The organism is Pseudomonas sp. LBUM1674, from assembly GCF_059695635.1.
Genome location: NZ_CP166779.1, coordinates 83,589 through 105,440 on the forward strand (window position 1 = coordinate 83,589; position 21,852 = coordinate 105,440).

Consider the following 21,852-nt stretch of genomic DNA (forward strand, 5'->3'; position numbering starts at 1 on the left):
AAACCCGCATGAACATCATGCAGGTTTAAGTTCGACGTCTGCATTGTCAATGCTTGGTCAGTTGTCCAAGGTCGTCGCTTGAGGTTGTTGTCATGTCGTTTTTGCGTAACTTGGCAACCTCTTCGGAATTTACCGAGACCCCTTTATTTCCCCAGCTCGTGGTAATGAAGTTAACCACGTCTGCCACTTCCTGATCCGACAAGCGCCAGGCGAACCCAGGCATCGTGAAGGTCGAGGGTGCGCTATGGGTTGCAGGCAACGTGCCGCCCTTGAGCACGATGTGAATCAGCGACGTCGCATCGTCCGACTGCAATACCGGGTTACCCGTCAACGCCGGAAACACTCGGGTGTAGCCATGGCCATCGGTACGATGGCAGGCTGCACAGTTGTCGATGTACACCGCCGCGCCAGGCTTGCTGTCGTCACCGTTCCACAGCGCCTGGGCGACCTGTTTGTCGTACTGATGCGGCTTATCGTCAGGATCATTCGCTGGCAAGGACTTGAGATAGCGGGCAATCGCGTTCAGATCGTTATCCGTCATGTACTGCATGCTGTGAGTCACCACATCACTCATGCCACCAAATACCGCGCTGCGATCGCTGCGACCGGTCTTGAGGAACTGCACCAGTTGCTCCTCGCTCCAGCTGCCGAGGCCGTCTTTGTGATCGCCCCGCAGACTTTTCGCGATCCAGCCTTCAAGGGGTGCACTGCCTGACAGAAACGCGCTGCCTTCGCCGGCATCCAGGGCTTTTTCCTGCATGGTCAGGGCACGCGGCGTATGGCACGCGCCGCAATGTCCGAGGCCTTCCACCAGATACGCCCCGCGACTGACCACGGCATCTGCGCCAGGTGTGGTTTTATGGTCCTCGACGGCCGGGGCAAACATCCAGCGCCAGCCCGCAAGCGGCCAGCGCATGCTCAAGGGCCAGGGGATGTCGCTGTCCTTGTTTTCCTGAGCTACGGGCGCCACGCCCTTCATGAAGTAGGCATACAACGCCTGCATGTCGGTTTCGCTGACGCGTGCGTAGGACGGATACGGCATGGCCGGGTACAACGTACTGCCGTTTTTGACGACGCCATGCCGGACCGCTTTGTCGAAGTCCTCGAAACTGTAGTCCCCCAGTCCGGTTTTATCCGGGGTGATGTTGGTGGAGTAGATCGTCCCGATCGGTGTCTCCATCGGCAGGCCACCGGCGAAGGGCTTGCCGTCCTTGGCGGTGTGGCAGGCCACGCAGTCGCCGGCACGGGCAAGGTACTCACCTTGCTTGATCAGGTTTTGATCAGCTTCTGCAGCGTTGATCGAGCCACAACCGAGCAGCGCCAGAGTGGCGATAACTAATGATTTCATGGTCATCGCTCCTTAAGCCTGAACCAGCGGGCCGGGGTTTTTAAGGTACTGCTCGCGGATCGCCCGGGCCGACCAGTAGGTCAATGCTGCTACCAGGCCAGTAGGGTTGTAGCCCAGGCCTTGTGGGAAAGCTGACGCGCCAGGCACGAATACGTTGTGCACGTCCCAACTCTGCAAGTAACGGTTCAGGGCGCTGGTTTTCGGGTCGGTACCCATGATCGCGCCGCCGTTGAGGTGGGTGGTCTGGTAAGACGCGGTGTTGAAATGATCGCCGACTTTTTTACCGATCACGGCAATGGCCTTGGGGCCCATCGCTTCGGCGATCTTGCCCATTTTCTCGACCATGAAGCGGTTCATCCTGATGTCGTTTTCCTGCCAGTCGAAGGTCATCCGCAGCAGCGGCAAGCCGTAGGCGTCGCGGTATACCGGGTCCAGATCGAGGTAGTTGCCACGATAAGACTGATGCGCACCATGGGCGTCCATCGACACTTGGTGGGTGTAGTAATCGGCGGTGGCACGTTTCCAGGCACTGCCCCAGGCCGGGGTGCCCGGCGGGTTGGAGGTCCCGGCGATCGGTCGGCTGCCTGCCTGGTTGACCCACATCGGTGAGCCGCCGACGAAGCCGTGAGGCCCGTGATCGAAGTTGTCGGCGTTAAAATCGTCCACCGCCACGCCATTACCACCGGCGCCGATAAAGTTGTTGGTGTGGGTGTCCTTGTCGAAGAACGCCTTGATCGTGGCCATGTTCTGGTAGGCGAAGTTCTTGCCGACTACCCCTTCGCCGCTGATGGGGTCGTAGGGCTTGCCGATGCCGGAGAGCAGCATCAGCCGCACGTTGTGGAACTGGAAGGCGCCGAGGATCACCAGATCCGCCGGCTGTTCGATCTCCCGACCCTGTCCGTCGACATAGGTCACACCGGTGGCCTTGGTCTTGGTGCTGTCGAGGTTGACTCGCAGCACGTGGGAATTGGGCCGCAACTCGAAATTCGGCAACGGTTTGAGCGCCGGCAAAATGTTCACGTTAGGCGATGCCTTGGAGTACATGTAGCAAACGTAACCGCTGCAAAAACCGCAGAAGTTGCAGGGTCCCATCTGCGCGCCATAAGGGTTGGTGTACGGGCCCGAAGTATTCGCCGACGGCAGGTTGTAGGGTTTGTAACCCACGGCGGTGGCCGCTTTCCCAAACAGCTGTGCGGAAACAGTGTTCTTCTGCGATTCCAGCGGGAAATGATTAGAGCGATCCGGGGCATACGGATTACCCCCCTTGCCTTCACCGACCCGTTGACCGTTCACCGTCCAGGCCTGACCCGAGGTGCCGAAGACTTTCTCGGCGTAATCGAAAAATGGCTCCAGCTCTTCATAGCTGACGCCAAAGTCCTGGATGGTCATGTCCTTGGGAATGAAGTTTTTGCCGTAGCGTTCTTCATAGTGGCTGCGCATACGCAACTCGATCGGGTCGACCCGAAAGTGCACGCCGGACCAGTGCAGACCGGCACCACCCACACCGTTACCGGGCAGGAACGCGCCCAATTGGCGGTTCGGCAGTGCGATGTCATTCACGCTATGACGAATGGTGACGGTTTCTTTGGAAATGTCCTGGAATAGTTTTTTACGCACGCTGTAGGTGAGTTCGTCGATCACCTGCGGATAGTTGCCGTCGGGGTAGGTGTCCTGCATGGGGCCGCGCTCCAGTGCGAGCACATTGAGGCCGGCTTCCGTCAGCTCCTTGGCCATGATCGCGCCTGTCCAGCCAAAACCGACGATCACTGCATCGACCTTCTTCATTACCGTTGCCATGCTCACGCCCTCTCGCCGCGAATTGAAACTGCCGGGAAGGGGTATTGCTCGTTGCGTTCCACCCAATCCATGAAATCGGCGCGGGCGCCGGGGAAGCCGATCATGGTCCAGCCGACCATGCCTTTATTGCCGCCGTGGATCGGGTCGCAGAAGAACCCTTCCTTGGTGTTTTGCAGCAGCAGGTTGAAAAAAATCTTTGCCGGGACACTGTCGAACTGAGGTTTACCTGCCTCCAATTGCTTGAGCAAATCGTCTCGGGTAGCGCTGTCTTGCTCAGCAAATACTTTACCGTTGAGCGCTTTCGACCAGGCATCCGTCGCAGCGATGCCCAAGCGATAGATGTCTTTGGGCACCAGTTTGCTCTGCCAGCCCATTTCCGGAACGGCGTCGGCGTTGAACGGCCCTTGCATGAACCACAATGCGCCTGCGGCGTATGGAGTGTTCATCTGGCGGTCGATGTATTCAGGCACACCGGCTTCCAGCGCACCTGGGCCTTGGGCATCGTTCGGGATCAATTGGGCGACGGCAGACTTGATGAATGTCCACTCTTCGGCGGTGAAGTAGCTGGGTTCATACGCAGTGGTGCTGGCGGATGGCTTGTCGGGGCTGACTGGAGCCGCTTCAGGCGCAGCCATCAGGACCGTGCTGCCCAAACCGGTGCTGGCGACGGTGACCACCGGGATCAAGGTCAGGGATTTGCGCAAAAACTCACGCCGCGGGTTGTCTCGATCTTGATCAGACATGGGGGGGCACCTCATCAGGCAATAATGGTTGTCAGCCGTTTCGTCGAACGACTTTTCGTTTTGACAGCAAATGCGGGTCGTGGAAGACCGGGGGAAATGCAGCGCTTCTGCAAACTTTGGAAACAAATGATAGCAGGCTAAGTATCAAGTTGAATCGATTCAGCTAAAAACTTAGGGATTGCAGGCAGGGAGGGGGGTCATCGATACCACCTTCCACCCCGTCAAAGGGTGGAAGGTGGGTTTAACTCAGTGCTGTTCGTCCGGCTTTTTCTTCAGCTTCGGGTTCGGGAAGAACTGCACGGCCTGAACCTTGACATCAGGCGCTTTCAGCGCCGAAGTGTTGACTCGTGTGCCCAACTCCTTGGGCACCGACAGACCTTGTTCATTCAGCGTGTCCGAATAACCGCAGGCCACGCACTCGCGATGCGGGACTTGGTCTTCGTTCCACATCATCAACTTGTCCGGCTCGCTGCAAGCCGGGCAGACCGCCCCGGCGATAAAGCGTCTTTTGGTAATCACAGGATCCTCGCTCATGCGGCCGCGACCTCACTCAGGCCGCTGTGGCGCAAGAGTGCGTCAATCGACGGTGGCCGTCCCCGGAAGTCGACGAACAGCACCATCGGTTCTTGGGAACCGCCCCGCGCCAGGATCGCCTCGCGGAACGCGCGACCGGTGTCGGCATTGAGCACGCCGTCTTCTTCGAATTTCGAGAAAGCATCCGCCGACAGCACTTCCGCCCATTTGTAGCTGTAGTAGCCCGCCGCGTAACCGCCGGCGAAGATGTGGGCGAAGCTGTTCGGGAAACGGTTGTAGGCCGGCGGGCGCATGACCGAGACCTCGTCGCGCACACCTTCGAGCACTTGCAACACACTGCGTCCGTCGCCGTGGGTGGCATGCAGTTCGAAGTCGAACAGCGAGAATTCCAGCTGGCGAACCATCATCAGGCCGGACTGGAAGTTCTTCGCCGCGAGCATTTTTTCCAGCAGGTCCTGAGGCAGCGGCTCGCCGGTTTCGTAATGACCGGAGATCAGCGCCAGGCCTTCCGGCTCCCAGCACCAGTTTTCCATGAACTGGCTTGGCAGCTCGACCGCATCCCAGGCTACGCCGTTGATGCCGGATACGCCGGCATGCTCGACGCGGGTCAGCAGGTGATGCAAGCCGTGACCGAATTCGTGGAACAGCGTAGTCACTTCATCATGGGTCAGCAGCGCAGGCTTGCCGCTGTCGGCCGGGGTGAAGTTGCACACCAGATTGGCCACCGGACTCTGCAGTACACCTTCGGCGGTGCGGCGACGATCACGGGCGCCGTCCATCCAGGCACCACCGCGCTTGTTGGCGCGGGCGTAGAGGTCAAAAAAGAAACGACCGACGTGCTGGCCGTTTTCCTTGATTTCGAACAGGCGAACATCCGGGTGCCAGGTGTCGAAGCCTTTCTGCTCGGCGATTTCAATGCCGTACAGACGCTGGACGATGGCGAACAGGCCGCCCAGCACTTTGTCGATCGGGAAGTAGGCGCGAAGGGCTTCCTGGGCAACGCTGTAGCGCTGCTCGCGGAGTTTTTCACCGTAGAAACCGCTGTCCCAGCTTTGCAGGTCCGGGCAGCCTTGTTCGGCGGCATAGGCTTTGAGCTGTTCCAGATCCTGGGCGGCGAACGGCTTGCTGCGCTTGGCCAGATCGCGCAGGAAACTGATGACCTGGTCGCTGGATTCGGCCATTTTGGTGGCCAGGCTCAGCTCCGAAAAACTGGCGAAACCCAGGAGTCTGGCCAGTTCCTGACGCAGGTCGAGGATTTCTTCCATGACCGGGCCGTTATCGTTCTGACCGGCATTCGGGCCTTGGTCCGACGCACGGGTGCAGTAGGCAGCGTAGACTTCTTCGCGCAGGCTGCGGTCCTGGGCGTAGGTCATTACCGCGTAGTAGCTCGGGAATTCCAGGGTGATCAGCCAGCCATCCAGGTCTTTCGCCTGGGCCGCGGCAGCCATTTGGGCCTTGGCCGAATTGGTCAGGCCAGCGAGGGTGGCTTCATCGGTGACGTGCTTGGTCCAGGCCTGGGTCGCGTCGAGCAACTGGTTGGAGAAGCGGCTGCCCAGCTCCGACAATTTGCTCTGCACTTCGGCATAACGCTTTTGTTCGGCTTCAGGCAGGTCGATACCCGACAGGCGGAAGTCACGCAGAGAGTGTTCCAGAATGGTTTTCTGCGCCACATCGAAACCGGCCGCTTCCGGGCTGTTGGCCAGCGCTTCGAAGGCCTCGAACAGCTCGCGATTCTGGCCCAGCTCGGTGGAGTAGGCGCTCAAGGCGGGCAGGCAGGACTCATAGGCTTCACGCAATTCGGCGCTGTTGCACACAGCATTCAGGTGGCTGACCGGGCTCCAGGCCGCGCCGAGGCGATCGTTGAGTTCATCCATTGCCAGCACCAGGCCGGCCCAGGTCGGTTGTTTACCCTCGGTTTTGAGGATCTCGATAATGGCGGCGCGGTTGTCAGCCAGGATCTGTTCAATGGCCGGTTGCACGTGCTCGGCACGGATCGCCGAGAACGGCGGCAGGTCGTAGGACTGCAAAAGAGGGTTGTTCACGCTCACGGTTGGCACCTTGGCTGGAAGAAACATGCTGGAAGAAACATAGCCCCATCTTAATTACAATCGACGTCGACCGCAGCTATCAGCAATAGAGAGAGAGCCTATCGTGACCCTTCGCAAGTATCAGAACCACACGCCGCTGCTCGGTAAAGGCGCTTTTGTCGACCGCTCGGCGGTGGTGATCGGCGACGTTGAAATCGGCGACGACAGCTCGATCTGGCCGCTGACAGTGATCCGTGGCGACATGCATCGCATCCGTGTAGGTGCGCGCACCAGTGTCCAGGACGGCTGCGTGCTGCACATCACCCATGCCGGCCCGTTCAATCCTGATGGCTTCCCGTTGCTGATCGGCGATGACGTGACCATCGCGCATAAAGTCATGCTTCATGGTTGCACCGTGGGTAGCCGGGTCCTGATTGGCATGGGCAGCATCGTGATGGATGGCGCGGTGGTGGAAGATGACGTGATCATCGGCGCCGGCAGCCTGGTACCGCCTGGCAAGCGCCTGGAAAGCGGTTTCCTCTACGTGGGCAGCCCGGTGAAACAGATCCGTACGCTGACCGACAAGGAAAAAGCCTTTTTCACCTACAGCGCGGCGAATTACGTAAAGCTCAAGGACCTGCATCTGGCCGAAGGCTACGACCAGATCTAGGCTCCTGTTAACGGAAAGCGTCCCGCTATTGCTCAGGAATTTTCATGCATTACCAAACCGTTTTATTCGACCTTGATGGCACCCTGACCGATCCGCGGGAGGGCATTACCCGTTCGATCCAGTTTGCCCTGAGCAAATTGGGGGTCGATGAACCTGATCTGACCAAACTCGAACACTTTATCGGCCCGCCGTTGTTGCAGGCGTTCATGCAGTTCTACGATTTCGACGAGCCCAAGGCCTGGGAAGCGGTCAACTTCTATCGCGAACGCTTCAAGGTCACCGGCCTTTACGAGAACCGCGTATTCGACGGCGTCACGCCGTTGCTGGAAACCCTCGGCGGGCAAGGGCGACAGCTGTACATCGCGACCTCCAAACCCTGGATCTTCGCCCGGGAAATCGCCAGGCACTTCGACTTTGCGAAACACTTCAAGGTGATCTACGGCAGCGAACTGGACGGGACCCGTACCAATAAAGTCGAGCTGATCGCCCATCTGCTGGCCGAAGAAGACCTGGACCCAAGCAACACCTTGATGATCGGCGATCGTAAACACGACCTGATCGGCGCGCGGAGCAATGGGCTGGATGCCGCGGCGGTGGGCTACGGATTTGGTAGCCGTGAAGAGCTGAGCGCAGAAGCGCCGGCCTATCACTTTGAAACGCTGGATGAGTTGCATCAGGCGTTTTTGCAGCGTTAGTTAAATTGCCTGCGCGAGCAAGCCCGCTCCCACAGGTCCGAGTCGAATACAAATTATGTGAACGACCGAACTCCTGTGGGAGCGAGCCTGCTCGCGAAGAGGCCCGTTCAGCCACTGAAGCTTTATGATTTAGCCAAAACCTCCAACGCCGCCTTACGCTTTTCAACCGGCAGAGTCCCCAGCTTCTCGGCCGCCGCATAAAATTTCACCCAATCCCCGCCCACCTGCCGGAACAACACCGCAAACGCCGGCACCCGTTCGTCATACAACCCAAACGGTAACAGCCGGGCATTGTTCATCGGCGCATTGATCCAGGCATCGTAGCGATTGTCCCCCGCCCATTGGCTGTCTCGCAGCAGTCGATAATTACCTCGCAAGCGCTCGAACGTTGCCGCCTTGCGTTGACGCATCTGGTAGGCAGGTAGCGGCAGGGCGTACAGCCATTCGAGCTGCCTGCGGGTGTCCAGAATCAATTGAAGGAATTGCTCGCGTCGCTGCACCTGTACGCCGTCGTCCGGCGCCAGGCCTCGGAATGCGCGCCATTGGCGAGTGCCTTCCTGTTCGACGAAAGAGGCGAAAGACTCGTTGAACTCGGTGTCGTCCTTCACATACAAGCGCTGATGCGCCAGTTCGTGAAAGATCAATGTCGCCAGCCGCTCGTCGCCCCAACCCATCATCGAACTGATGATCGGATCGTTGAACCAGCCGAGCGTCGAATAGGCCTCGACACCGCCGATCGACACGTCCATACCTTGCAGTCGTTGCAAGGCCGCTTCACCGCGGGCTGCGCCCTGGCTGTAGTAACCGCGATAGGCGACGCAACCGGCAATGGGGAAACAATGGTTCTGCGGCGTCAGGGAAAACTCTGGCGTGGCAAACACATTCCAGACGACGAATGGCCGGCCAATGTCGGCGTATAGACGATAGCTCTGATTGTCCGGCAGGTGCAGATGTTGGCTGGCGAACGTCCGGGCCTTTTGTGATTGCGTCAGGTGCGCACGCAATTGCTGATCGCGACCGGGATCGGCAATCACGCTGGAAACCGGCTCCCGTGCCCGCAGCAGTTGCAGCTGACCACTGGCCAATTGACCGTAATAGCTGACGCTCGCGCAACCGTTGAGCAACAAAAACAACACGCCCGGAAACAAAATGCGTAAAACGCGATCAAGTAACCCAAGGCTTGGAAGCGGCCTGATCAAAATGAATCATCCCTGGAAAGTCTGCCCACAAGACTATCCCGCCTGACTGGAGCTCCGCTATGCGCACGTTGATGCTGACAGGAAGCCTGTTGTTGCTGACAGGTTGTGCCGGATTCGGATTACCTCGCCATGATCCGGCCCAAGCGTGGATCGACCTGGATTCGCAGCAAGAAGATACAGCGCTGCAAGCGCTGGAAGTCGATGACAAGGCCGCCGCCGACAAGCGCTACTTCGAGGTTCATCCCGGTAGCCATGAGTTGACGGTGCGCTACCAGTTCCCTGTCGCGCCAACCAATATCGGTCCCGATGCCGAGCCGCTATGGCGTGATTGTCAGTTGAACGTGAAATTCAAGGAATTCAACGCTGGCGAGCGGTATCAGCTGCAAGCCGGGAATATCGGTTTCCGGCCGTGGGCAAAGCTCTATGATCAACAGCGAAAAGTGATTGGCCAAGGGACACCGGCTGGCTGCCAACGCACCTGATCGGCGTTATCCTGAAGGACCCCATCCTTGGGAATTCATCATGCGCAGGTCCATGCTATTACTGGCTGCAAGTGTCGTTGCCGGCTGCCAGAGCCCCTTGCCGGCGGTTAATCCGCAGATGGCCTGGGTCGAGTTTTCTATACCGTTCCCCAACGACAAATTGTTGATGGCCGAACGATTGGACAAGCAGCGATTGCGCGACGGGCGTTTTTTCCAGGTCACCCCCGGTAGCCATGAGCTGATCGTTCGATTCGACTTCGAAGTGCCCGGAGGGGGCGGGGGCTTGAGTATGATGAGCGGTCCCACGGAACGGTTGTGTTACCTGACCATCCACTATGATCATTTCGAAGCCGGCCAGCGTTATGTGCTGGAAGGCCGTTCAATCGCCTTCACTCCCGGTGCTCGCCTGTACAACGCCAAGCGTGAAATCGTCGCTGAAGACCGAGAGTCCTATTGCCTCCTGTGAGGTGAATCAGCGGTCATTCTTCTGGTAGATGATTTTCCTGGTGCCGCCTTCACACGTACCAACGACCATGTTCTGATCGTGCACTTCATCGTTGGTGACAATTTCCAGGGTGTAGGAGGAGACGTTATTGGCCTGGATTTTGGCCTCGATCTCGGCCTTGAGTTCTTCACACGATTTCGGTGCCGCCAGGGCCGATGTGGCCAGCGCGCTACAGATGATCGCCAAGGCAAAACGTTTCATGGTTGAAGCTCCTTTGAGGCAGCGCGCACGTAGATGCGTTTTTGCTGCTGTCATTTATTCGACCACAGTTTTATCAGTCAATTTTGTTGTAGCCCAAAAAAGATCGCAGTCTTCAGCAGCGCCTACGGGGTCACTCGATCCCTGTAGGAGCTGCCGAAGGCTGCGATCTTTATCGTGCAACAGAGATCTAGCTGACCAGCGTCGCATCCAGGCTGATCTTCGCATTCAGCACCTTGGACACCGGGCAGCCTTCTTTGGCCTTGTTGCTCAATTCCTCGAACTGCGCCTGACTCGCCCCGGGAATTTTAGCCTTAAGGATCAATTTCACTGCCGTGATCGCAAAACCGCCCTCCACCTGGTCCAGAGTGACCTCGGCATTGGTATCGATGCTGTCAGCCTTGAGACCGGCATCGCCGAGTATCATTGAAAACGCCATGGAAAAGCAGCCCGCATGTGCTGCACCGATCAGCTCTTCCGGATTGGTGCCCTTGCCGCCTTCGAAACGCGCCTTGAAGCCATAGGGTGCTTCTTTGAGTACACCGGTTTCCGTGGAAATCGAGCCGATGCCGGTTTTCAGATCACCTTCCCAATGAGCCGATGCTTTCTTCGTGATAGCCATGTCTGCCTCCTCAAGATCCGGCGCGAATCGTCGCGCCTTCGTGGTTTTCGGTTGCTAGGGTTCTGAGGATAGACGGTGGTGCAAAGTTCACCGATTTCTAATTGATGCCTCATTTTGCAGGAATTTTGTCTGCGCTATTGAAACTCGGGTATATGCCCTCATTGCATGAAGCACGCTTATGGATTCGGCAGGTTTTCGTTTGTAAGAAAAAACCTGCGCCCTCAATTGGAGAAGCAGGCTTATGAAACGACTGTCCGACATCAAATTCTCGACCCTCGATCTGGTGCCCGTGCGAGAGAACGGCAGTGCGGCCCAATCGCTGCGCAATTCCCTGGACCTGGCGCAGCACGTCGAGAAGTTCGGCTACAACCGCTTCTGGGTCGCCGAGCACCACAATATGGATGGCATTGCCAGCTCGGCGACCTCGGTGCTGCTGGGTTATCTGGCCGGCGGCACATCGACCATTCGTGTCGGCTCGGGCGGTGTGATGTTGCCCAACCACGCCCCGCTGGTCATCGCGGAGCAGTTCGGCACGCTTGAAAGTCTGTACCCGGGCCGAATCGATCTGGGCTTGGGCCGTGCTCCCGGTTCCGATCAAATGACTGCTCGCGCGTTGCGCCGTGAACGCTCCGGTAGCGCTGACGAATTCCCGGAAGACGTGACCGAACTGATGCGCTACCTCGGCCCACGCACCCCGGACCAGCGAATTATCGCTATGCCGGGCACCGGCACCAATGTCCCGGTCTGGTTGCTGGGTTCGAGCCTGTTCAGTGCCCAACTGGCCGGTGAGCGCGGTTTGCCCTACGCCTTCGCTTCCCATTTCGCACCGCGTTTCATGCATGAGGCGATTCGCGTCTACCGCAACCACTTCAAGCCTTCCGCAGTATTGGACAAGCCCTACGTGATGCTTGGCGTACCCTTGGTAGCCGCCGACACCGACGAGCAGGCCGACTATCTGGCGACTTCGGTCTACCAGCGGATTCTCGCGTTGATGCGTGGCCAGAGCCTGGTGCAACGGCCGCCAGTGAAAACCATGGACGGCCTGTGGCTGCCTCATGAGAAGGAAGCGGTCGGAGATTTCCTCGGCCTGGCTATGGTCGGCAGCCCGCAGAAGATCCGCGCCAAACTGGAAGTGCTGATCGAGCAGACCCAGGCGGACGAGCTGATATTCACTTGTGACCTGTACGAACATGCCGATCGGGTGCATTCCTATGAACTGTTGGCGCAGGTCATGAAGGGCTGACGCTTGAGCCGCGCCCACAAAAAGCCGACGTCAATGCGTCGGCTTTTTTATATTTCGTGGGCATCAGCCTATCTCTTGTAGACAATTACCTTGGAGCCCTTTTCGCACGTGCCGACGACTTTTCCCCCGGCAGCATCGTCTTTATCGACGATTTCCAGCGAATAACCAGCAACACCCTTGGCATCAAGTTTTGCGGCAATCTCAGCTTTCAGCTCTTCGCACGACTTGACCTCGGCAAAGGCCGTACTCGCAAGGCTCAGCAAACCCACCGCTAAAATAAACTTCTTCATAGATCGCATTCTCTGGTCGGATCAATAGGGGGCATCCGGCTATCAGCCGGATGTTCTTGTGTAGCGCATAGCCAATCCCTATGGCACTCGGCCAGCAAGCTTGTTCCGAAGGCTAGCTCAAACTCAGCTGCTCGCAATCCGGAACCCGACCTTGAGCGTCACCTGGAAATGGGCGGCCTTGCCGTCCTGGATGTGCCCGCGGGTTTCGGTCACCTCGAACCATTCCATGTACTTGAGACTTTTATTGGCTTCGGCCAAGGCGTTGTTGATGGCGTCTTCAATGCTGCTGGCGGATGAGCCGACCAGCTCGACTTTTTTGTAGGTGTGATGATCTGTCATGGCGTTCTCCTCAGGGTTTGAATACAGCCTAGCAGTGATTTTCTTATTACTTCTGTCGGCTAATCCGACGTTGAAGTTCAGATTTACTGCACTTTCTCGAACCCCTGAAGTCCCAACCAACACACGCAACTCAACCAATGCAGGAGAGCCACCATGGCCACCACTTCTTTACGTAAAGCCTCATTGCAAAGCATGGAAGCCGAGATCGAGAGTTTGCTCAAGTCTCTGGAAAGCCTTAAGGACGACGCCTCGGACGAGTCGCGTAAAACCCTTAAAGTGTTGAAAACAAACGCCGAAAACGCGCTGAAGCATTCTCGCCATCTGCTCAGCGATGCGTACGAAGAAGTCAAAGTCAAAACCCGCGAAACCGGGATTGCCACACGGGACTACGCCCAGGAACACCCTTGGACTACAGCGGGTGTCGCTGTTGGTGCGCTGGGTTTGCTCGCTGCTTATCTGCTGTTCAAGCGCGGCGAATGATCTGTTTGGCGCAGTTCGTTCTTGAGCCACTGCGCCAACTGCCGGGCGCGCCCGTCCGCGGCGCGCTTGGGTAGCCACAACGCCAGTTGCGCCGGGGTTTCGCTGAAGCCCCAGGGCGCGACCAGGCGGCCGGCCTTCAAGTCCTCGGCCACCAGCGGTTCAGGGGCAATCGCCACGCCCAGCCCCGCCACTGCCGCTTCCAGCAAGTAATACAAATGCTCGAACCCCTGACCTAATTTCAACGCTTTGGCGTCGATTCCACTTTGTTGCGCCCAACTGGGCCAAGCTTGTGGGCGAGAGGTGGTGTGCAGCAATGGCTCCTCCAGCAGCGCTGTGGCCGGTGCTTCCTGCAATCGTTCATAGCCGGCAAATCGCGGGCTCATGACCGGGCCAATCCGCTCGCTCGCCAATTCATAGACCTGCATGTCCGCCGGCCAAGGTGGCTCGGCAAACACCAGCAGGGCATCCAGCCCCGGCCGGCGAGGATCGAGATCGCCTTCACCGGCCGATAGATGCAGGCGCAAGTCCGGCAGGTCTGAATTCAGCCTTCCCAAGCGCGGAATGAACCAGCGGGCCAGCAAGCTGCCTGAGCAGCCGAGTACAAACGGCGCGTCGGCGGTGCTTTGGGTCAGCTCTGCGCACACCGTACGCAAACGCTCGAACGCTTCAGCGCTGGCGTCTCGCAATCGAACCCCGGCATCTGTGAGTTTAAGGCCGCGTCCATCCTTGATGAAAAGACTCACCCCAAGGTGTTCTTCGAGCAGCTTGAGTTGACGGCTGACTGCGCCATGGGTGACGTGCAGTTGTTCGGCGGCCTGACTGACGCTGTTCAGGCGGGCGGTGGCTTCAAAGGCACGCAATGCGTTCAGCGGGGGAAGGTCATGGCTCATGGGATCTGTGAGTTTTCCTGACAGGTTATGGCAATCTTATCGGTTTTCAGCTTCAGGCGTGAGGGGTAGAGTTAAGCCCATTGTCATCTCACGCATTCAACTGGAGCGACCCATGACCCAGACTAATCTGCGTAACGGCCCCGACGCCAACGGCCTGTTTGGCGCGTTCGGCGGCCGCTACGTCGCCGAAACCCTGATGCCGTTGATCCTCGATCTGGCCCGCGAATACGAAGCGGCCAAGGAAGATCCGGCATTCAAAGAGGAATTGGCCTACTTCCAGCGCGATTACGTCGGACGTCCCAGTCCGCTCTACTTCGCTGAGCGTCTTACAGAGTTCTGTGGCGGCGCGAAGATTTACCTGAAGCGCGAAGAGCTGAACCACACCGGCGCGCACAAGATCAACAACTGCATCGGCCAGATCCTGCTGGCGCGGCGCATGGGCAAAAAACGCATCATCGCCGAAACCGGCGCTGGCATGCACGGCGTGGCGACGGCCACCGTCGCCGCGCGTTTCGGCCTCGATTGCGTGATCTACATGGGCACCACCGACATCGAACGCCAGCAGGCCAACGTGTTCCGCATGAAGCTGCTGGGCGCCGAAGTGATCCCGGTGGTGGCCGGGACTGGCACCTTGAAGGATGCGATGAACGAAGCGCTGCGTGACTGGGTCACCAACGTCGACAGCACTTTCTACTTGATCGGCACCGTGGCCGGTCCGCATCCTTACCCGGCCATGGTTCGCGACTTCCAGGCCGTCATCGGCAAGGAAACCCGTGACCAGCTGCAAGCCCAGGAAGGTCGCCTGCCGGACAGCCTGGTGGCCTGCATCGGCGGTGGGTCCAATGCCATGGGCCTGTTCCATCCGTTCCTCGACGACGACAGCGTCGAAATCATCGGTGTTGAAGCCGCCGGTCACGGCATCGAAACCGGCAAGCACGCCGCCAGCCTGAACGGCGGCGTGCCGGGTGTACTCCACGGTAACCGGACGTTCCTGCTGCAGGACGACGATGGTCAGATCATCGACGCCCACTCGATTTCCGCCGGCCTCGACTATCCAGGCATCGGCCCGGAACACGCCTGGTTGCATGATATCGGCCGCGTCCAGTACACCTCGGTGACCGACGACGAAGCCCTCGACGCGTTCCACAAATGCTGCCGCCTGGAAGGGATTATTCCTGCACTGGAAAGCGCCCATGCCCTGGCCGAAGTGTTCAAACGCGCACCGACCCTGCCCAAAGATCACCTGATGGTGGTCAACCTGTCCGGTCGTGGCGACAAAGACATGCAAACCGTGATGCACCACATGGAACAATCAAAGCAGGAGAAACACTGATGAGCCGCCTGCAAACGCGTTTTGCCGAACTCAAGGAACAGAACCGTGCCGCCCTGGTGACTTTCGTGACCGCTGGCGACCCGAGCTACGACACTTCCCTGGCGATCCTCAAAGGCTTGCCCGGTGCTGGCGCCGACGTGATCGAGTTGGGCATGCCTTTCACCGATCCGATGGCAGATGGCCCGGCGATCCAGCTGGCGAACATCCGTGCGCTGGGGGCCAGGCAGAACCTGACGAAAACCCTGCAAATGGTTCGCGAGTTCCGTGCAGGCAATACCGACACGCCGCTGGTGTTGATGGGCTATTTCAACCCGATTCACATGTATGGCGTGCCACGTTTCATTGCCGACGCCAAAGAGGCCGGTGTTGACGGCCTGATCGTGGTCGATCTGCCACCTGAGCATAACGGCGAGTTGTGCGATCCGGCTCAGGCTGCGGGTATCGACTTCATTCGTCTGACTACGCCGACCACCGATGACGTGCGCTTGCCAACCGTTTTGAACGGCAGTTCCGGTTTCGTTTACTACGTGTCTGTTGCCGGTGTGACCGGTGCGGGCGCGGCAACGCTGGAACACGTTGAAGAAGCGGTTGCCCGTCTGCGTCGCCATACTGATCTGCCGATCAGCATCGGCTTCGGCATCCGTACACCGGAGCAAGCCGCGTCCATCGCGCGTCTGGCGGACGGTGTGGTGGTGGGTTCGGCGTTGATCGATCACATCGCGAACGCGTCGACACCGGATCAGGCGATTGATGGCGTGTTGAGTCTTTGCGCGGCGCTGGCGGACGGCGTGCGTCAAGCCCGCGTCAGCTAGAGATAATGTTGCAGGTTTTCGGAACAGATGATTGTGGCGAGGGAGCTTGCTCCCGCTGGGGCGCGAAGCGGCCCTGATATCGACCGGGGGCCGCGGACGACGGCTTCGCCGCCGAACGGGAGCAAGCTCCCTCGCCACAGAAGAGCCCTGCACAGAGGAACACTCCACAGGGGCGCTTCCTCTCGCATGGATAACCCCTATCTCAAGGCAACTCCAACCCACCCGCTGCCTTGTGTAATTTGCGTAAATGCTCGCCAACCTGCTTCAGGTTGGCTTCATTAGCGGCCATCTCGGTCGCCCGGCTCGGTTCGAGCAGCGCCCTCACTTCCTTGTCCAGATCCCCCGTCAATGCCTGAAGTTGTTTCTGCCGCAAGCTGCTTTCCGATTCCAGACGCTGCCATTCATTCGGCTGCGGCAAGCCATACCCGCCAGTGCCGAGTAGCTCCGCCGGACGACTGAGGAAGCCACTGTTGGCGAGAATCTGCTGCAAGGTCGCGTTAGCCTTATCCATGCCGCCGTTTTTCAGTTCTCGGGCGCCCAGGTAGCGCTGTTTTACTTCGTCCTGGGCCAACACCAATTGCTGGCGGAAGGCGGCCTGTTCCAATAACAGCAATGCAGCACTGGTGCGCAGATCGGCCTGGTTGATCCATTGCCGACGTTCTTCAGCCTTCAATGCCAGCCAGTCTTCGACCTTTTCCTGCTTGATCGGCAGGTGCTTCTTCAGCACTTCGAACATCGCTTGATAACGATCGCGGAAGGAGTCGAAGCGATAGCCCAGGCGCAGCGCTTCGCGGGGATCGTCCAGCACGGTGGTATCCGCCAGTCCGCGACCCTTGAGTACTTCCAGCAAACCGTTGGGCATGATGCTGTCCAGCCCGACCAGCTGCGAATTGTTAGTGCCGCTGCGCAACAGTTTCAGTCCTTCTACCGCGCAGTTATTGGACAGGAAGAAATAGTTTCCGTCGTAGCTCCAGTGCATCTCGGCGGCATGTTCAACCACGTTTTCGATTTCGTTGCGCGACAGGTTTAGCGGCACCGAGGCCAGGCTGCGCAGTTCGGTCTTGGTGTACTCGTCGATCACCTGAGCCAGCGGCAGGACAAACAGGCGCGACGGGTATTTACCCACCAGGCCGTCCCAGCTCGACAGCTGCACATCACCGACGAAGGCGCGGTAGGACAGCACCAGATGCTGATCCAGATCCAGCCGGCAATCCGGTCCGCGTGGCCGGCCGGGTGCGCAGATCACCAGGCGCAACATGCTGTGGCCCCAGCGGCTGACCCAATTCTGATTGGCTTCGGCCAGCAGATAGTCGACGGCGTACACCCGTTCCGGGTCGACCTGGCCCAGAGGTTGTTTGGCGAAGTCGTTGCCGGCGTTGAGAAACGCAAAGGATTTGCCGCAGGTGTCTTTGGCGGCGGGCGCCCAGCCGAAATGTTCCTGGTAGTAGCGGTACAGCGCAGGACGGCGACAAGCGTAGCTCGGGTCGAGCAGGAAATATTCCATGTTGACCGCGACGAACTCCTTGGGGCTGCTCGTCTCATAGATGTCCGGGCTGCGGGCAATTTGTCGATTGTACTGTTCGCGCTCGCCACGGCGGCCGACGTACTGCGGCCAGCCGGCGAGGTCGAGCAGACGCGGGTCGTCGCTGAGGGTAAAGCGTCGATCGGCCTGACCGCGACATTGATCGGGCATGCCGATCAGCCCCGAGCTGCTGTTACGCCGGGTGCAGCGCTGAATCAGCGTGCGCTCCGCGTCCGGCCACAGGCGTGAGCGGTCATAGATGTGGGTGAGTTCGTGCAGCACCGTGGCGAGCATTTCCCTGCGCACAGTGCCATGGGGGCGATAAGTTTTCTTTGTCGCAGCGCTGCCGTCGGTGAGGCTGGCGAGCAGGTTGCGATTCAAGTCGAGTTCGGACACTAGCGACGCCTGACCGTAGGCATCGCCTGGCATCTCATTGGTCCAGCCGACGTCGATTCTGCGGTCGAGTTGCTCGATGAAGCGCGGCGGCAATGCCTGCATGGCCTCATCGAGCAGCGCCTGACTGGCCTGCTGCTGTGCGGGGCTCAGCCCCTGGGGCTTGAGCTGTAATTGCAGGCCAGCCTGGGCCGTGTTGCCCAGCAGCAACAGGACCCCGGCCAACAGCCAGGCGACAGGCGACATCACAGTGCGAGGATGGCTTCGGCGAGCACCTGATCACTGGCGTCCCGGGCTTCTGGCACGCGGGTGCGCAATGTGTCGAAGGCAGCTTCCAGGTGTGCACCGCGAATTTCACCTTCGCTGGCAACGAAGCTGGCGGCATCGTCGTGGGCTTCGCGGATGATTTTCGAATCGCGAATGGACGTGGTGGTGTCGGATGTGAAATCAATGGTGCGCCGGGAGGCATCGATAATGATGTTACTGGTGGCGACCAGGGTGTGCGCCTGGGTCACGTCGGCCAACAACAACAGGCCAAGGGCAGCAGCAATCAGGGGGCTACGCATGGAACGACTCCGCAGATAAGGATAACTATTGGACGAGAATTGCCTGCGCCAGTTCAAGGTCGCTTGCATGAAGTTTTGGTTGGGCGCCGCGCAGATAGACCAGGGCAGCCTCCAGTTGCGCGCCCCGCAGTTCGCCGTCACTGGCAACGAACGCCGCAGCGTCATCCTGTGCGGCGAGTAGCAACTTACGATCGAAGGGGGCGGCGGACACCATGGTTGTGGCGTAGCCGGTGGCGACGATGCCTTGTGTCGACAGGTTGAAGGCGTCGTAGGCATGGGCCGAGCCCACCCAGCAAGCTGTCGCGAAAAACGGAGTGATCAACAGATTTGAAAGAAAACGCATGAGACTCGATAGCTGTAAACGAGTCCCAAGGCTAGCGCAACGCCCGGTCTAGAGCCAGCGTTGAAACATTGGGACACGACGCGCGTGTCCCGGGTGAACGGCGACACTTAGATCGTCAGGATGGCCTGGGCCAGTTGCGCATCCGTGGCGCTCAGTTGAGGAGCCTGTTGGCGAATGTGGTCGAGGGCGCTTTCCAGTTTCACGCCACGGATGGCGCCTTCACTGGCGACGAAGCTGGCGGCGTCGTCACGGGCAGCACGCACGATTTTGTCATCGCGGAAGGAAGAAGTGACATCGGAGGTCGCATCGGACGTGGCCTTGAGTGCGCCGACGACGGCATCGGTGGTCACGATGAAGCTGGTGGCGTGGGCATTGGCTGCCACGGCAAGCAGGGCTGCAGCGCTGAGCAAACGAAGACGGGACATGATGTAACTCCTTTGGTGAACCGATTGGGGATGGCGCAGTGTCTGGAGATCAGACGCCTGTGGGATAGCGATCGCCACGTTCTGGTTGAATATTAGGCTGGTGAGTAGGGATTCGAACAGCCCATATAGAAGAAACCAGAAGTGTACTGGTAAAAATTAATAACAGCTAAACTGTACTGGTATGGGTTTTCAGGGCCCTGAAACGACAAAACCCGTCGCGGTTTCCCACGACGGGTCTTGTTTGTTCAATTCGGGTTGCTGGCGGTGGACCCTACAGGTCAGAGCCAGCGACGCTACTTAGCGCCAGAACGGCTTGCTCAGCTCTTCGTAGCGTTGGGCTTCGCTGATCCCGGCGTCAGCCAGCAGACGCGAATCCAGACGAGCCAGTTGATGGCGGCTGGAGATGCGGCGCTGCCACAACATCAGGTTGGCGAGAACGCGCAGAGGCATGGAAGCCTGGGTTTTTGCAGTGGTGTCTTCGAAGAACAGTTCGGAACTGAGTGTACGTTCCATGGTTAGCATCCTTCCGCTTGTGGCGGGATTAGGTAGTGGTTTAACTGATGCCAATGATCCTCTTGTTTGGCCAGTCCCTGTAGATACAGTTCACCTGTATTGTGAGGGACCAGTTAACTGTTAATAGGCGGTGTACTGGTCAAAATTGAGGCAACTGTACCTATCCGCACTGACATGGTGCGTATTTGAAGCTTTTGTTCGGAAAGGTGGGGAAATCTTGTAGGAAAAGACCGGTACAGCAGTACAGTTTTAATCATATTTCTGCTTGGCAATAGCAGGCTGACGAAACTGTGTTTGCGTCAGCCGCTATCTGTATCCCCTCACACGGCAAGCATGCGCCCGGTTTCTTCGAGGTTCATGTGCCAGCTCAGTGCGTCGCGCAGGATATGCGGGGTATGGCCGCCGATTGCGCACGCGGCGGTGAAGTAGTCATCCAGCGCCTGGCGATAGTCGGGGTGCACGCAATTGTCGATGATGACGCGAGCCCGCTCCCGCGGAGCCAGACCACGCAGGTCGGCCAGTCCGACCTCGGTGACGAGGATGTCGACGTCATGCTCGGTGTGGTCGACGTGGCTGACCATGGGCACCACGCTGGAGATCGCGCCGCCCTTGGCGATCGACTTGGTGACAAAGATTGCCAGGTGCGCGTTGCGCGCGAAGTCACCCGAGCCGCCGATCCCGTTCATCATCCGCGTGCCGCAGACATGGGTGGAGTTGACGTTGCCGTACAAGTCGAATTCCAGCGCGGTGTTGATGCCGATGATGCCGAGCCTGCGCACCACCTCAGGGTGGTTGGAGATTTCCTGCGGGCGCAGGACCAGCTTGTCCTTGTAGCGCTCCAGGTTGCCGAAAACGTCGGTATTGCGACGCGCCGACAACGTGATCGAACTGCCCGACGCAAAGCTCAGCTTGCCGGCATCGATCAGGTCGAAGGTCGAGTCCTGCAGCACTTCGGAGTACATGGTGAGGTCTTCGAAGGGTGAATCGATCAAACCGCACATCACCGAATTGGCGATGGTGCCGATCCCGGCTTGCAGCGGGCCAAGCTTGTTGGTCATGCGTCCGGCCGCCACTTCCTGCTTGAAGAAGTCGATCAGGTGATCGGCAATGGCCTGGGTATCAACATCCGGCGGCAACACGGTGGAAGGCGAGTCGGACTGGTTGGTGATGACGATTGCGACGATTTTTTCCGCCGGGATCGGGATGGCAGTGCTGCCAATCCGGTCGTCAACTTTCACCAGCGGGATCGGCGTGCGAGTCGGGCGATAAGTCGGAATATAGATGTCGTGCAGACCTTCCAGGTTCGGGTTGTGCGCCAGGTTGATCTCAACGATGACCTGTTTGGCAAAAATCGCAAAGCTGGCCGAGTTGCCGACCGAAGTGGTCGGTACGATATGGCCCTGCTCGGTGATCGCCACGGCCTCGATCACCGCGATGTCCGGCAGCTTGAGCTGCTGGTTGCGCAGCTGCTCCACGGTTTCCGAAAGGTGCTGGTCGATGAACATCACTTCGCCGGCGTTAATCGCCTTGCGCAGCGTGCTATCGACCTGGAATGGCATGCGTCGTGATAATACGCCGGCTTCGGTGAGCTGTTTGTCGAGGTCGTTGCCCAGGCTCGCGCCGGTCATCAGGGTGATTTTCAGCGGGGCCAGCTTGGCGCGTTCGGCCAATGCGTGGGGCACGGCCTTGGCTTCGCCGGCGCGAGTGAAACCACTCATGCCGACGGTCATGCCGTCCTCAATCAGAGCGGCAGCGTCAGCGGCGCTCATCACTTTATCCAACAACGAAGGCAAGCGAATACGATCACGGTACATGGATGGTTATCTCGGGCAACGAAAGCAAGGTGTGCAGTCTAGTGATTTGAAAAAAATCCGTCCCGCTAC

Annotated in this window: 25 protein-coding genes; 8 read left to right on the forward strand and 17 right to left on the reverse strand. The window is 58.8% G+C overall.

Annotated features, from left to right (window positions below; all coding sequences use genetic code 11):
- Positions 1 to 46 precede the first annotated feature (46 nt).
- The 5 genes from ACA067_RS00390 to prlC all read right to left on the reverse strand — a co-directional run bounded on the left by ACA067_RS00390 (position 47) and on the right by prlC (position 6,470).
- Positions 47 to 1,348 carry a c-type cytochrome gene (locus tag ACA067_RS00390; RefSeq protein ID WP_497460147.1) on the reverse strand — a complete coding sequence of 434 codons (1,302 nt, stop codon included), beginning with the start codon at positions 1,346 to 1,348 and terminating at the stop codon, positions 47 to 49.
- Between the two features lie 12 nt (positions 1,349 to 1,360).
- Positions 1,361 to 3,145, reverse strand: a complete 1,785-nt coding sequence (locus ACA067_RS00395) for a GMC family oxidoreductase (RefSeq protein ID WP_497460148.1) — start codon at positions 3,143 to 3,145, stop codon at positions 1,361 to 1,363.
- A gap of 2 nt (positions 3,146 to 3,147) precedes the next feature.
- Positions 3,148 to 3,888 carry a gluconate 2-dehydrogenase subunit 3 family protein gene (locus ACA067_RS00400; RefSeq protein WP_497460149.1) on the reverse strand — a complete coding sequence of 247 codons (741 nt, stop codon included), beginning with the start codon at positions 3,886 to 3,888 and terminating at the stop codon, positions 3,148 to 3,150.
- Between the two features lie 246 nt (positions 3,889 to 4,134).
- A complete protein-coding gene (locus tag ACA067_RS00405; RefSeq protein ID WP_497460150.1) occupies positions 4,135 to 4,422 on the reverse strand; it encodes a YheV family putative zinc ribbon protein in 288 nt (95 codons plus the stop codon).
- On the reverse strand, positions 4,419 to 6,470 hold the full coding sequence (gene prlC / locus ACA067_RS00410; protein ID WP_497460151.1) for an oligopeptidase A: 2,052 nt from the start codon (positions 6,468 to 6,470) through the stop codon (positions 4,419 to 4,421). Before prlC ends, ACA067_RS00405 begins: the two co-directional genes overlap by 4 nt.
- A 103-nt stretch (positions 6,471 to 6,573) precedes the next feature.
- On the opposite strand from prlC, the gene ACA067_RS00415 reads away from it, so the two are divergent.
- Both ACA067_RS00415 and ACA067_RS00420 read left to right on the forward strand, forming a co-directional pair.
- Complete coding sequence (locus ACA067_RS00415) at positions 6,574 to 7,119, forward strand: gamma carbonic anhydrase family protein (RefSeq protein ID WP_497460152.1); 546 nt, start codon at positions 6,574 to 6,576, stop codon at positions 7,117 to 7,119.
- Between the two features lie 44 nt (positions 7,120 to 7,163).
- On the forward strand, positions 7,164 to 7,814 hold the full coding sequence (locus ACA067_RS00420; RefSeq protein ID WP_497460153.1) for an HAD family hydrolase: 651 nt from the start codon (positions 7,164 to 7,166) through the stop codon (positions 7,812 to 7,814).
- A gap of 122 nt (positions 7,815 to 7,936) precedes the next feature.
- Here ACA067_RS00420 and ACA067_RS00425 read toward each other — a convergent pair whose 3' ends face one another.
- Positions 7,937 to 9,013, reverse strand: a complete 1,077-nt coding sequence (locus tag ACA067_RS00425) for an aminopeptidase (protein WP_497460154.1) — start codon at positions 9,011 to 9,013, stop codon at positions 7,937 to 7,939.
- 59 nt (positions 9,014 to 9,072) lie between these two features.
- On the opposite strand from ACA067_RS00425, the gene ACA067_RS00430 reads away from it, so the two are divergent.
- On the forward strand, positions 9,073 to 9,495 hold the full coding sequence (locus tag ACA067_RS00430) for a PA0061/PA0062 family lipoprotein (RefSeq protein ID WP_497460155.1): 423 nt from the start codon (positions 9,073 to 9,075) through the stop codon (positions 9,493 to 9,495).
- A gap of 40 nt (positions 9,496 to 9,535) precedes the next feature.
- Positions 9,536 to 9,961 carry a PA0061/PA0062 family lipoprotein gene (locus tag ACA067_RS00435; RefSeq protein WP_497460156.1) on the forward strand — a complete coding sequence of 142 codons (426 nt, stop codon included), beginning with the start codon at positions 9,536 to 9,538 and terminating at the stop codon, positions 9,959 to 9,961.
- A 6-nt stretch (positions 9,962 to 9,967) separates the two neighbouring features.
- Here the strand turns inward: ACA067_RS00435 and ACA067_RS00440 are convergent, their stop codons facing one another.
- Both ACA067_RS00440 and ACA067_RS00445 read right to left on the reverse strand, forming a co-directional pair.
- Positions 9,968 to 10,201 carry a DUF1161 domain-containing protein gene (locus ACA067_RS00440; protein ID WP_497460157.1) on the reverse strand — a complete coding sequence of 78 codons (234 nt, stop codon included), beginning with the start codon at positions 10,199 to 10,201 and terminating at the stop codon, positions 9,968 to 9,970.
- A gap of 187 nt (positions 10,202 to 10,388) precedes the next feature.
- The gene (locus ACA067_RS00445) at positions 10,389 to 10,820 is read right to left on the reverse strand and encodes an OsmC family protein (RefSeq protein ID WP_497460158.1); all 432 of its coding nucleotides are present in this window, start codon (positions 10,818 to 10,820) and stop codon (positions 10,389 to 10,391) included.
- Positions 10,821 to 11,061: 241 nt separating this feature from the next.
- On the opposite strand from ACA067_RS00445, the gene ACA067_RS00450 reads away from it, so the two are divergent.
- Complete coding sequence (locus tag ACA067_RS00450; protein ID WP_154978426.1) at positions 11,062 to 12,063, forward strand: LLM class flavin-dependent oxidoreductase; 1,002 nt, start codon at positions 11,062 to 11,064, stop codon at positions 12,061 to 12,063.
- A gap of 68 nt (positions 12,064 to 12,131) precedes the next feature.
- Here the strand turns inward: ACA067_RS00450 and ACA067_RS00455 are convergent, their stop codons facing one another.
- Together ACA067_RS00455 and ACA067_RS00460 are read right to left on the reverse strand one after the other, a co-directional pair.
- Entirely contained in the window at positions 12,132 to 12,353 is a 222-nt protein-coding gene (locus tag ACA067_RS00455) for a DUF1161 domain-containing protein (RefSeq protein ID WP_497460159.1), read from the reverse strand.
- A gap of 123 nt (positions 12,354 to 12,476) precedes the next feature.
- Positions 12,477 to 12,692 (reverse strand): dodecin, encoded by a 216-nt coding sequence (locus ACA067_RS00460; RefSeq protein WP_497460160.1) that lies wholly within the window; start codon positions 12,690 to 12,692, stop codon positions 12,477 to 12,479.
- 153 nt (positions 12,693 to 12,845) lie between these two features.
- Here ACA067_RS00460 and ACA067_RS00465 point away from each other — a divergent pair, with 153 nt between their 5' ends.
- Positions 12,846 to 13,172 carry an ElaB/YgaM/YqjD family protein gene (locus tag ACA067_RS00465; protein WP_064675282.1) on the forward strand — a complete coding sequence of 109 codons (327 nt, stop codon included), beginning with the start codon at positions 12,846 to 12,848 and terminating at the stop codon, positions 13,170 to 13,172.
- Here ACA067_RS00465 and ACA067_RS00470 read toward each other — a convergent pair.
- Positions 13,145 to 14,062 (reverse strand): LysR family transcriptional regulator, encoded by a 918-nt coding sequence (locus ACA067_RS00470; RefSeq protein WP_497460161.1) that lies wholly within the window; start codon positions 14,060 to 14,062, stop codon positions 13,145 to 13,147. The two genes, ACA067_RS00465 and ACA067_RS00470, sit on opposite strands and share 28 nt — an antisense overlap.
- A gap of 112 nt (positions 14,063 to 14,174) precedes the next feature.
- Here ACA067_RS00470 and trpB point away from each other — a divergent pair, with 112 nt between their 5' ends.
- Positions 14,175 to 15,395 (forward strand): tryptophan synthase subunit beta, encoded by a 1,221-nt coding sequence (gene trpB / locus ACA067_RS00475; RefSeq protein ID WP_497460162.1) that lies wholly within the window; start codon positions 14,175 to 14,177, stop codon positions 15,393 to 15,395.
- The gene (gene trpA / locus ACA067_RS00480) at positions 15,395 to 16,207 is read left to right on the forward strand and encodes a tryptophan synthase subunit alpha (RefSeq protein WP_497460163.1); all 813 of its coding nucleotides are present in this window, start codon (positions 15,395 to 15,397) and stop codon (positions 16,205 to 16,207) included. Before trpB ends, trpA begins: the two co-directional genes overlap by 1 nt.
- Positions 16,208 to 16,409: 202 nt before the next feature.
- Here trpA and ACA067_RS00485 read toward each other — a convergent pair whose 3' ends face one another.
- From ACA067_RS00485 to scpC, 6 genes are all read right to left on the reverse strand, one after another.
- Entirely contained in the window at positions 16,410 to 18,368 is a 1,959-nt protein-coding gene (locus ACA067_RS00485; protein ID WP_497460164.1) for a DUF7844 domain-containing protein, read from the reverse strand.
- Entirely contained in the window at positions 18,368 to 18,688 is a 321-nt protein-coding gene (locus ACA067_RS00490; RefSeq protein WP_064675287.1) for a DUF2388 domain-containing protein, read from the reverse strand. Before ACA067_RS00490 ends, ACA067_RS00485 begins: the two co-directional genes overlap by 1 nt.
- A gap of 25 nt (positions 18,689 to 18,713) precedes the next feature.
- Complete coding sequence (locus ACA067_RS00495) at positions 18,714 to 19,031, reverse strand: DUF2388 domain-containing protein (protein ID WP_497460165.1); 318 nt, start codon at positions 19,029 to 19,031, stop codon at positions 18,714 to 18,716.
- A gap of 107 nt (positions 19,032 to 19,138) precedes the next feature.
- A complete protein-coding gene (locus ACA067_RS00500) occupies positions 19,139 to 19,456 on the reverse strand; it encodes a DUF2388 domain-containing protein (protein WP_064675289.1) in 318 nt (105 codons plus the stop codon).
- A 297-nt stretch (positions 19,457 to 19,753) separates the two neighbouring features.
- On the reverse strand, positions 19,754 to 19,969 hold the full coding sequence (locus tag ACA067_RS00505) for a DUF1127 domain-containing protein (protein WP_128874705.1): 216 nt from the start codon (positions 19,967 to 19,969) through the stop codon (positions 19,754 to 19,756).
- 320 nt (positions 19,970 to 20,289) lie between these two features.
- On the reverse strand, positions 20,290 to 21,783 hold the full coding sequence (scpC, locus tag ACA067_RS00510) for a succinyl-CoA:acetate CoA-transferase ScpC (RefSeq protein ID WP_497460166.1): 1,494 nt from the start codon (positions 21,781 to 21,783) through the stop codon (positions 20,290 to 20,292).
- Between the last annotated feature and the right edge of the window lie 69 nt (positions 21,784 to 21,852).

Bases quoted from the DNA above. Each gene is read 5' to 3' on its own strand.
- ACA067_RS00405 (WP_497460150.1), bottom strand. From the start codon at position 4,422: ATGAGCGAGGATCCTGTGATTACCAAAAGACGCTTTATCGCCGGGGCG.
- ACA067_RS00400 (WP_497460149.1), bottom strand. From the start codon at position 3,888: ATGTCTGATCAAGATCGAGACAACCCGCGGCGTGAGTTTTTGCGCAAA.
- ACA067_RS00445 (WP_497460158.1), bottom strand. From the start codon at position 10,820: ATGGCTATCACGAAGAAAGCATCGGCTCATTGGGAAGGTGATCTGAAA.
- ACA067_RS00490 (WP_064675287.1), bottom strand. From the start codon at position 18,688: ATGCGTAGCCCCCTGATTGCTGCTGCCCTTGGCCTGTTGTTGTTGGCC.
- ACA067_RS00420 (WP_497460153.1), top strand. From the start codon at position 7,164: ATGCATTACCAAACCGTTTTATTCGACCTTGATGGCACCCTGACCGAT.
- ACA067_RS00450 (WP_154978426.1), top strand. From the start codon at position 11,062: ATGAAACGACTGTCCGACATCAAATTCTCGACCCTCGATCTGGTGCCC.
- ACA067_RS00455 (WP_497460159.1), bottom strand. From the start codon at position 12,353: ATGAAGAAGTTTATTTTAGCGGTGGGTTTGCTGAGCCTTGCGAGTACG.
- ACA067_RS00505 (WP_128874705.1), bottom strand. From the start codon at position 19,969: ATGGAACGTACACTCAGTTCCGAACTGTTCTTCGAAGACACCACTGCA.
- trpB (WP_497460162.1), top strand. From the start codon at position 14,175: ATGACCCAGACTAATCTGCGTAACGGCCCCGACGCCAACGGCCTGTTT.
- ACA067_RS00390 (WP_497460147.1), bottom strand. From the start codon at position 1,348: ATGAAATCATTAGTTATCGCCACTCTGGCGCTGCTCGGTTGTGGCTCG.
- ACA067_RS00470 (WP_497460161.1), bottom strand. From the start codon at position 14,062: ATGAGCCATGACCTTCCCCCGCTGAACGCATTGCGTGCCTTTGAAGCC.
- ACA067_RS00495 (WP_497460165.1), bottom strand. From the start codon at position 19,031: ATGCGTTTTCTTTCAAATCTGTTGATCACTCCGTTTTTCGCGACAGCT.
- ACA067_RS00500 (WP_064675289.1), bottom strand. From the start codon at position 19,456: ATGTCCCGTCTTCGTTTGCTCAGCGCTGCAGCCCTGCTTGCCGTGGCA.
- ACA067_RS00465 (WP_064675282.1), top strand. From the start codon at position 12,846: ATGGCCACCACTTCTTTACGTAAAGCCTCATTGCAAAGCATGGAAGCC.
- scpC (WP_497460166.1), bottom strand. From the start codon at position 21,783: ATGTACCGTGATCGTATTCGCTTGCCTTCGTTGTTGGATAAAGTGATG.
- ACA067_RS00485 (WP_497460164.1), bottom strand. From the start codon at position 18,368: ATGTCGCCTGTCGCCTGGCTGTTGGCCGGGGTCCTGTTGCTGCTGGGC.
- trpA (WP_497460163.1), top strand. From the start codon at position 15,395: ATGAGCCGCCTGCAAACGCGTTTTGCCGAACTCAAGGAACAGAACCGT.
- ACA067_RS00430 (WP_497460155.1), top strand. From the start codon at position 9,073: ATGCGCACGTTGATGCTGACAGGAAGCCTGTTGTTGCTGACAGGTTGT.
- ACA067_RS00440 (WP_497460157.1), bottom strand. From the start codon at position 10,201: ATGAAACGTTTTGCCTTGGCGATCATCTGTAGCGCGCTGGCCACATCG.
- ACA067_RS00395 (WP_497460148.1), bottom strand. From the start codon at position 3,145: ATGGCAACGGTAATGAAGAAGGTCGATGCAGTGATCGTCGGTTTTGGC.
- ACA067_RS00435 (WP_497460156.1), top strand. From the start codon at position 9,536: ATGCGCAGGTCCATGCTATTACTGGCTGCAAGTGTCGTTGCCGGCTGC.
- ACA067_RS00460 (WP_497460160.1), bottom strand. From the start codon at position 12,692: ATGACAGATCATCACACCTACAAAAAAGTCGAGCTGGTCGGCTCATCC.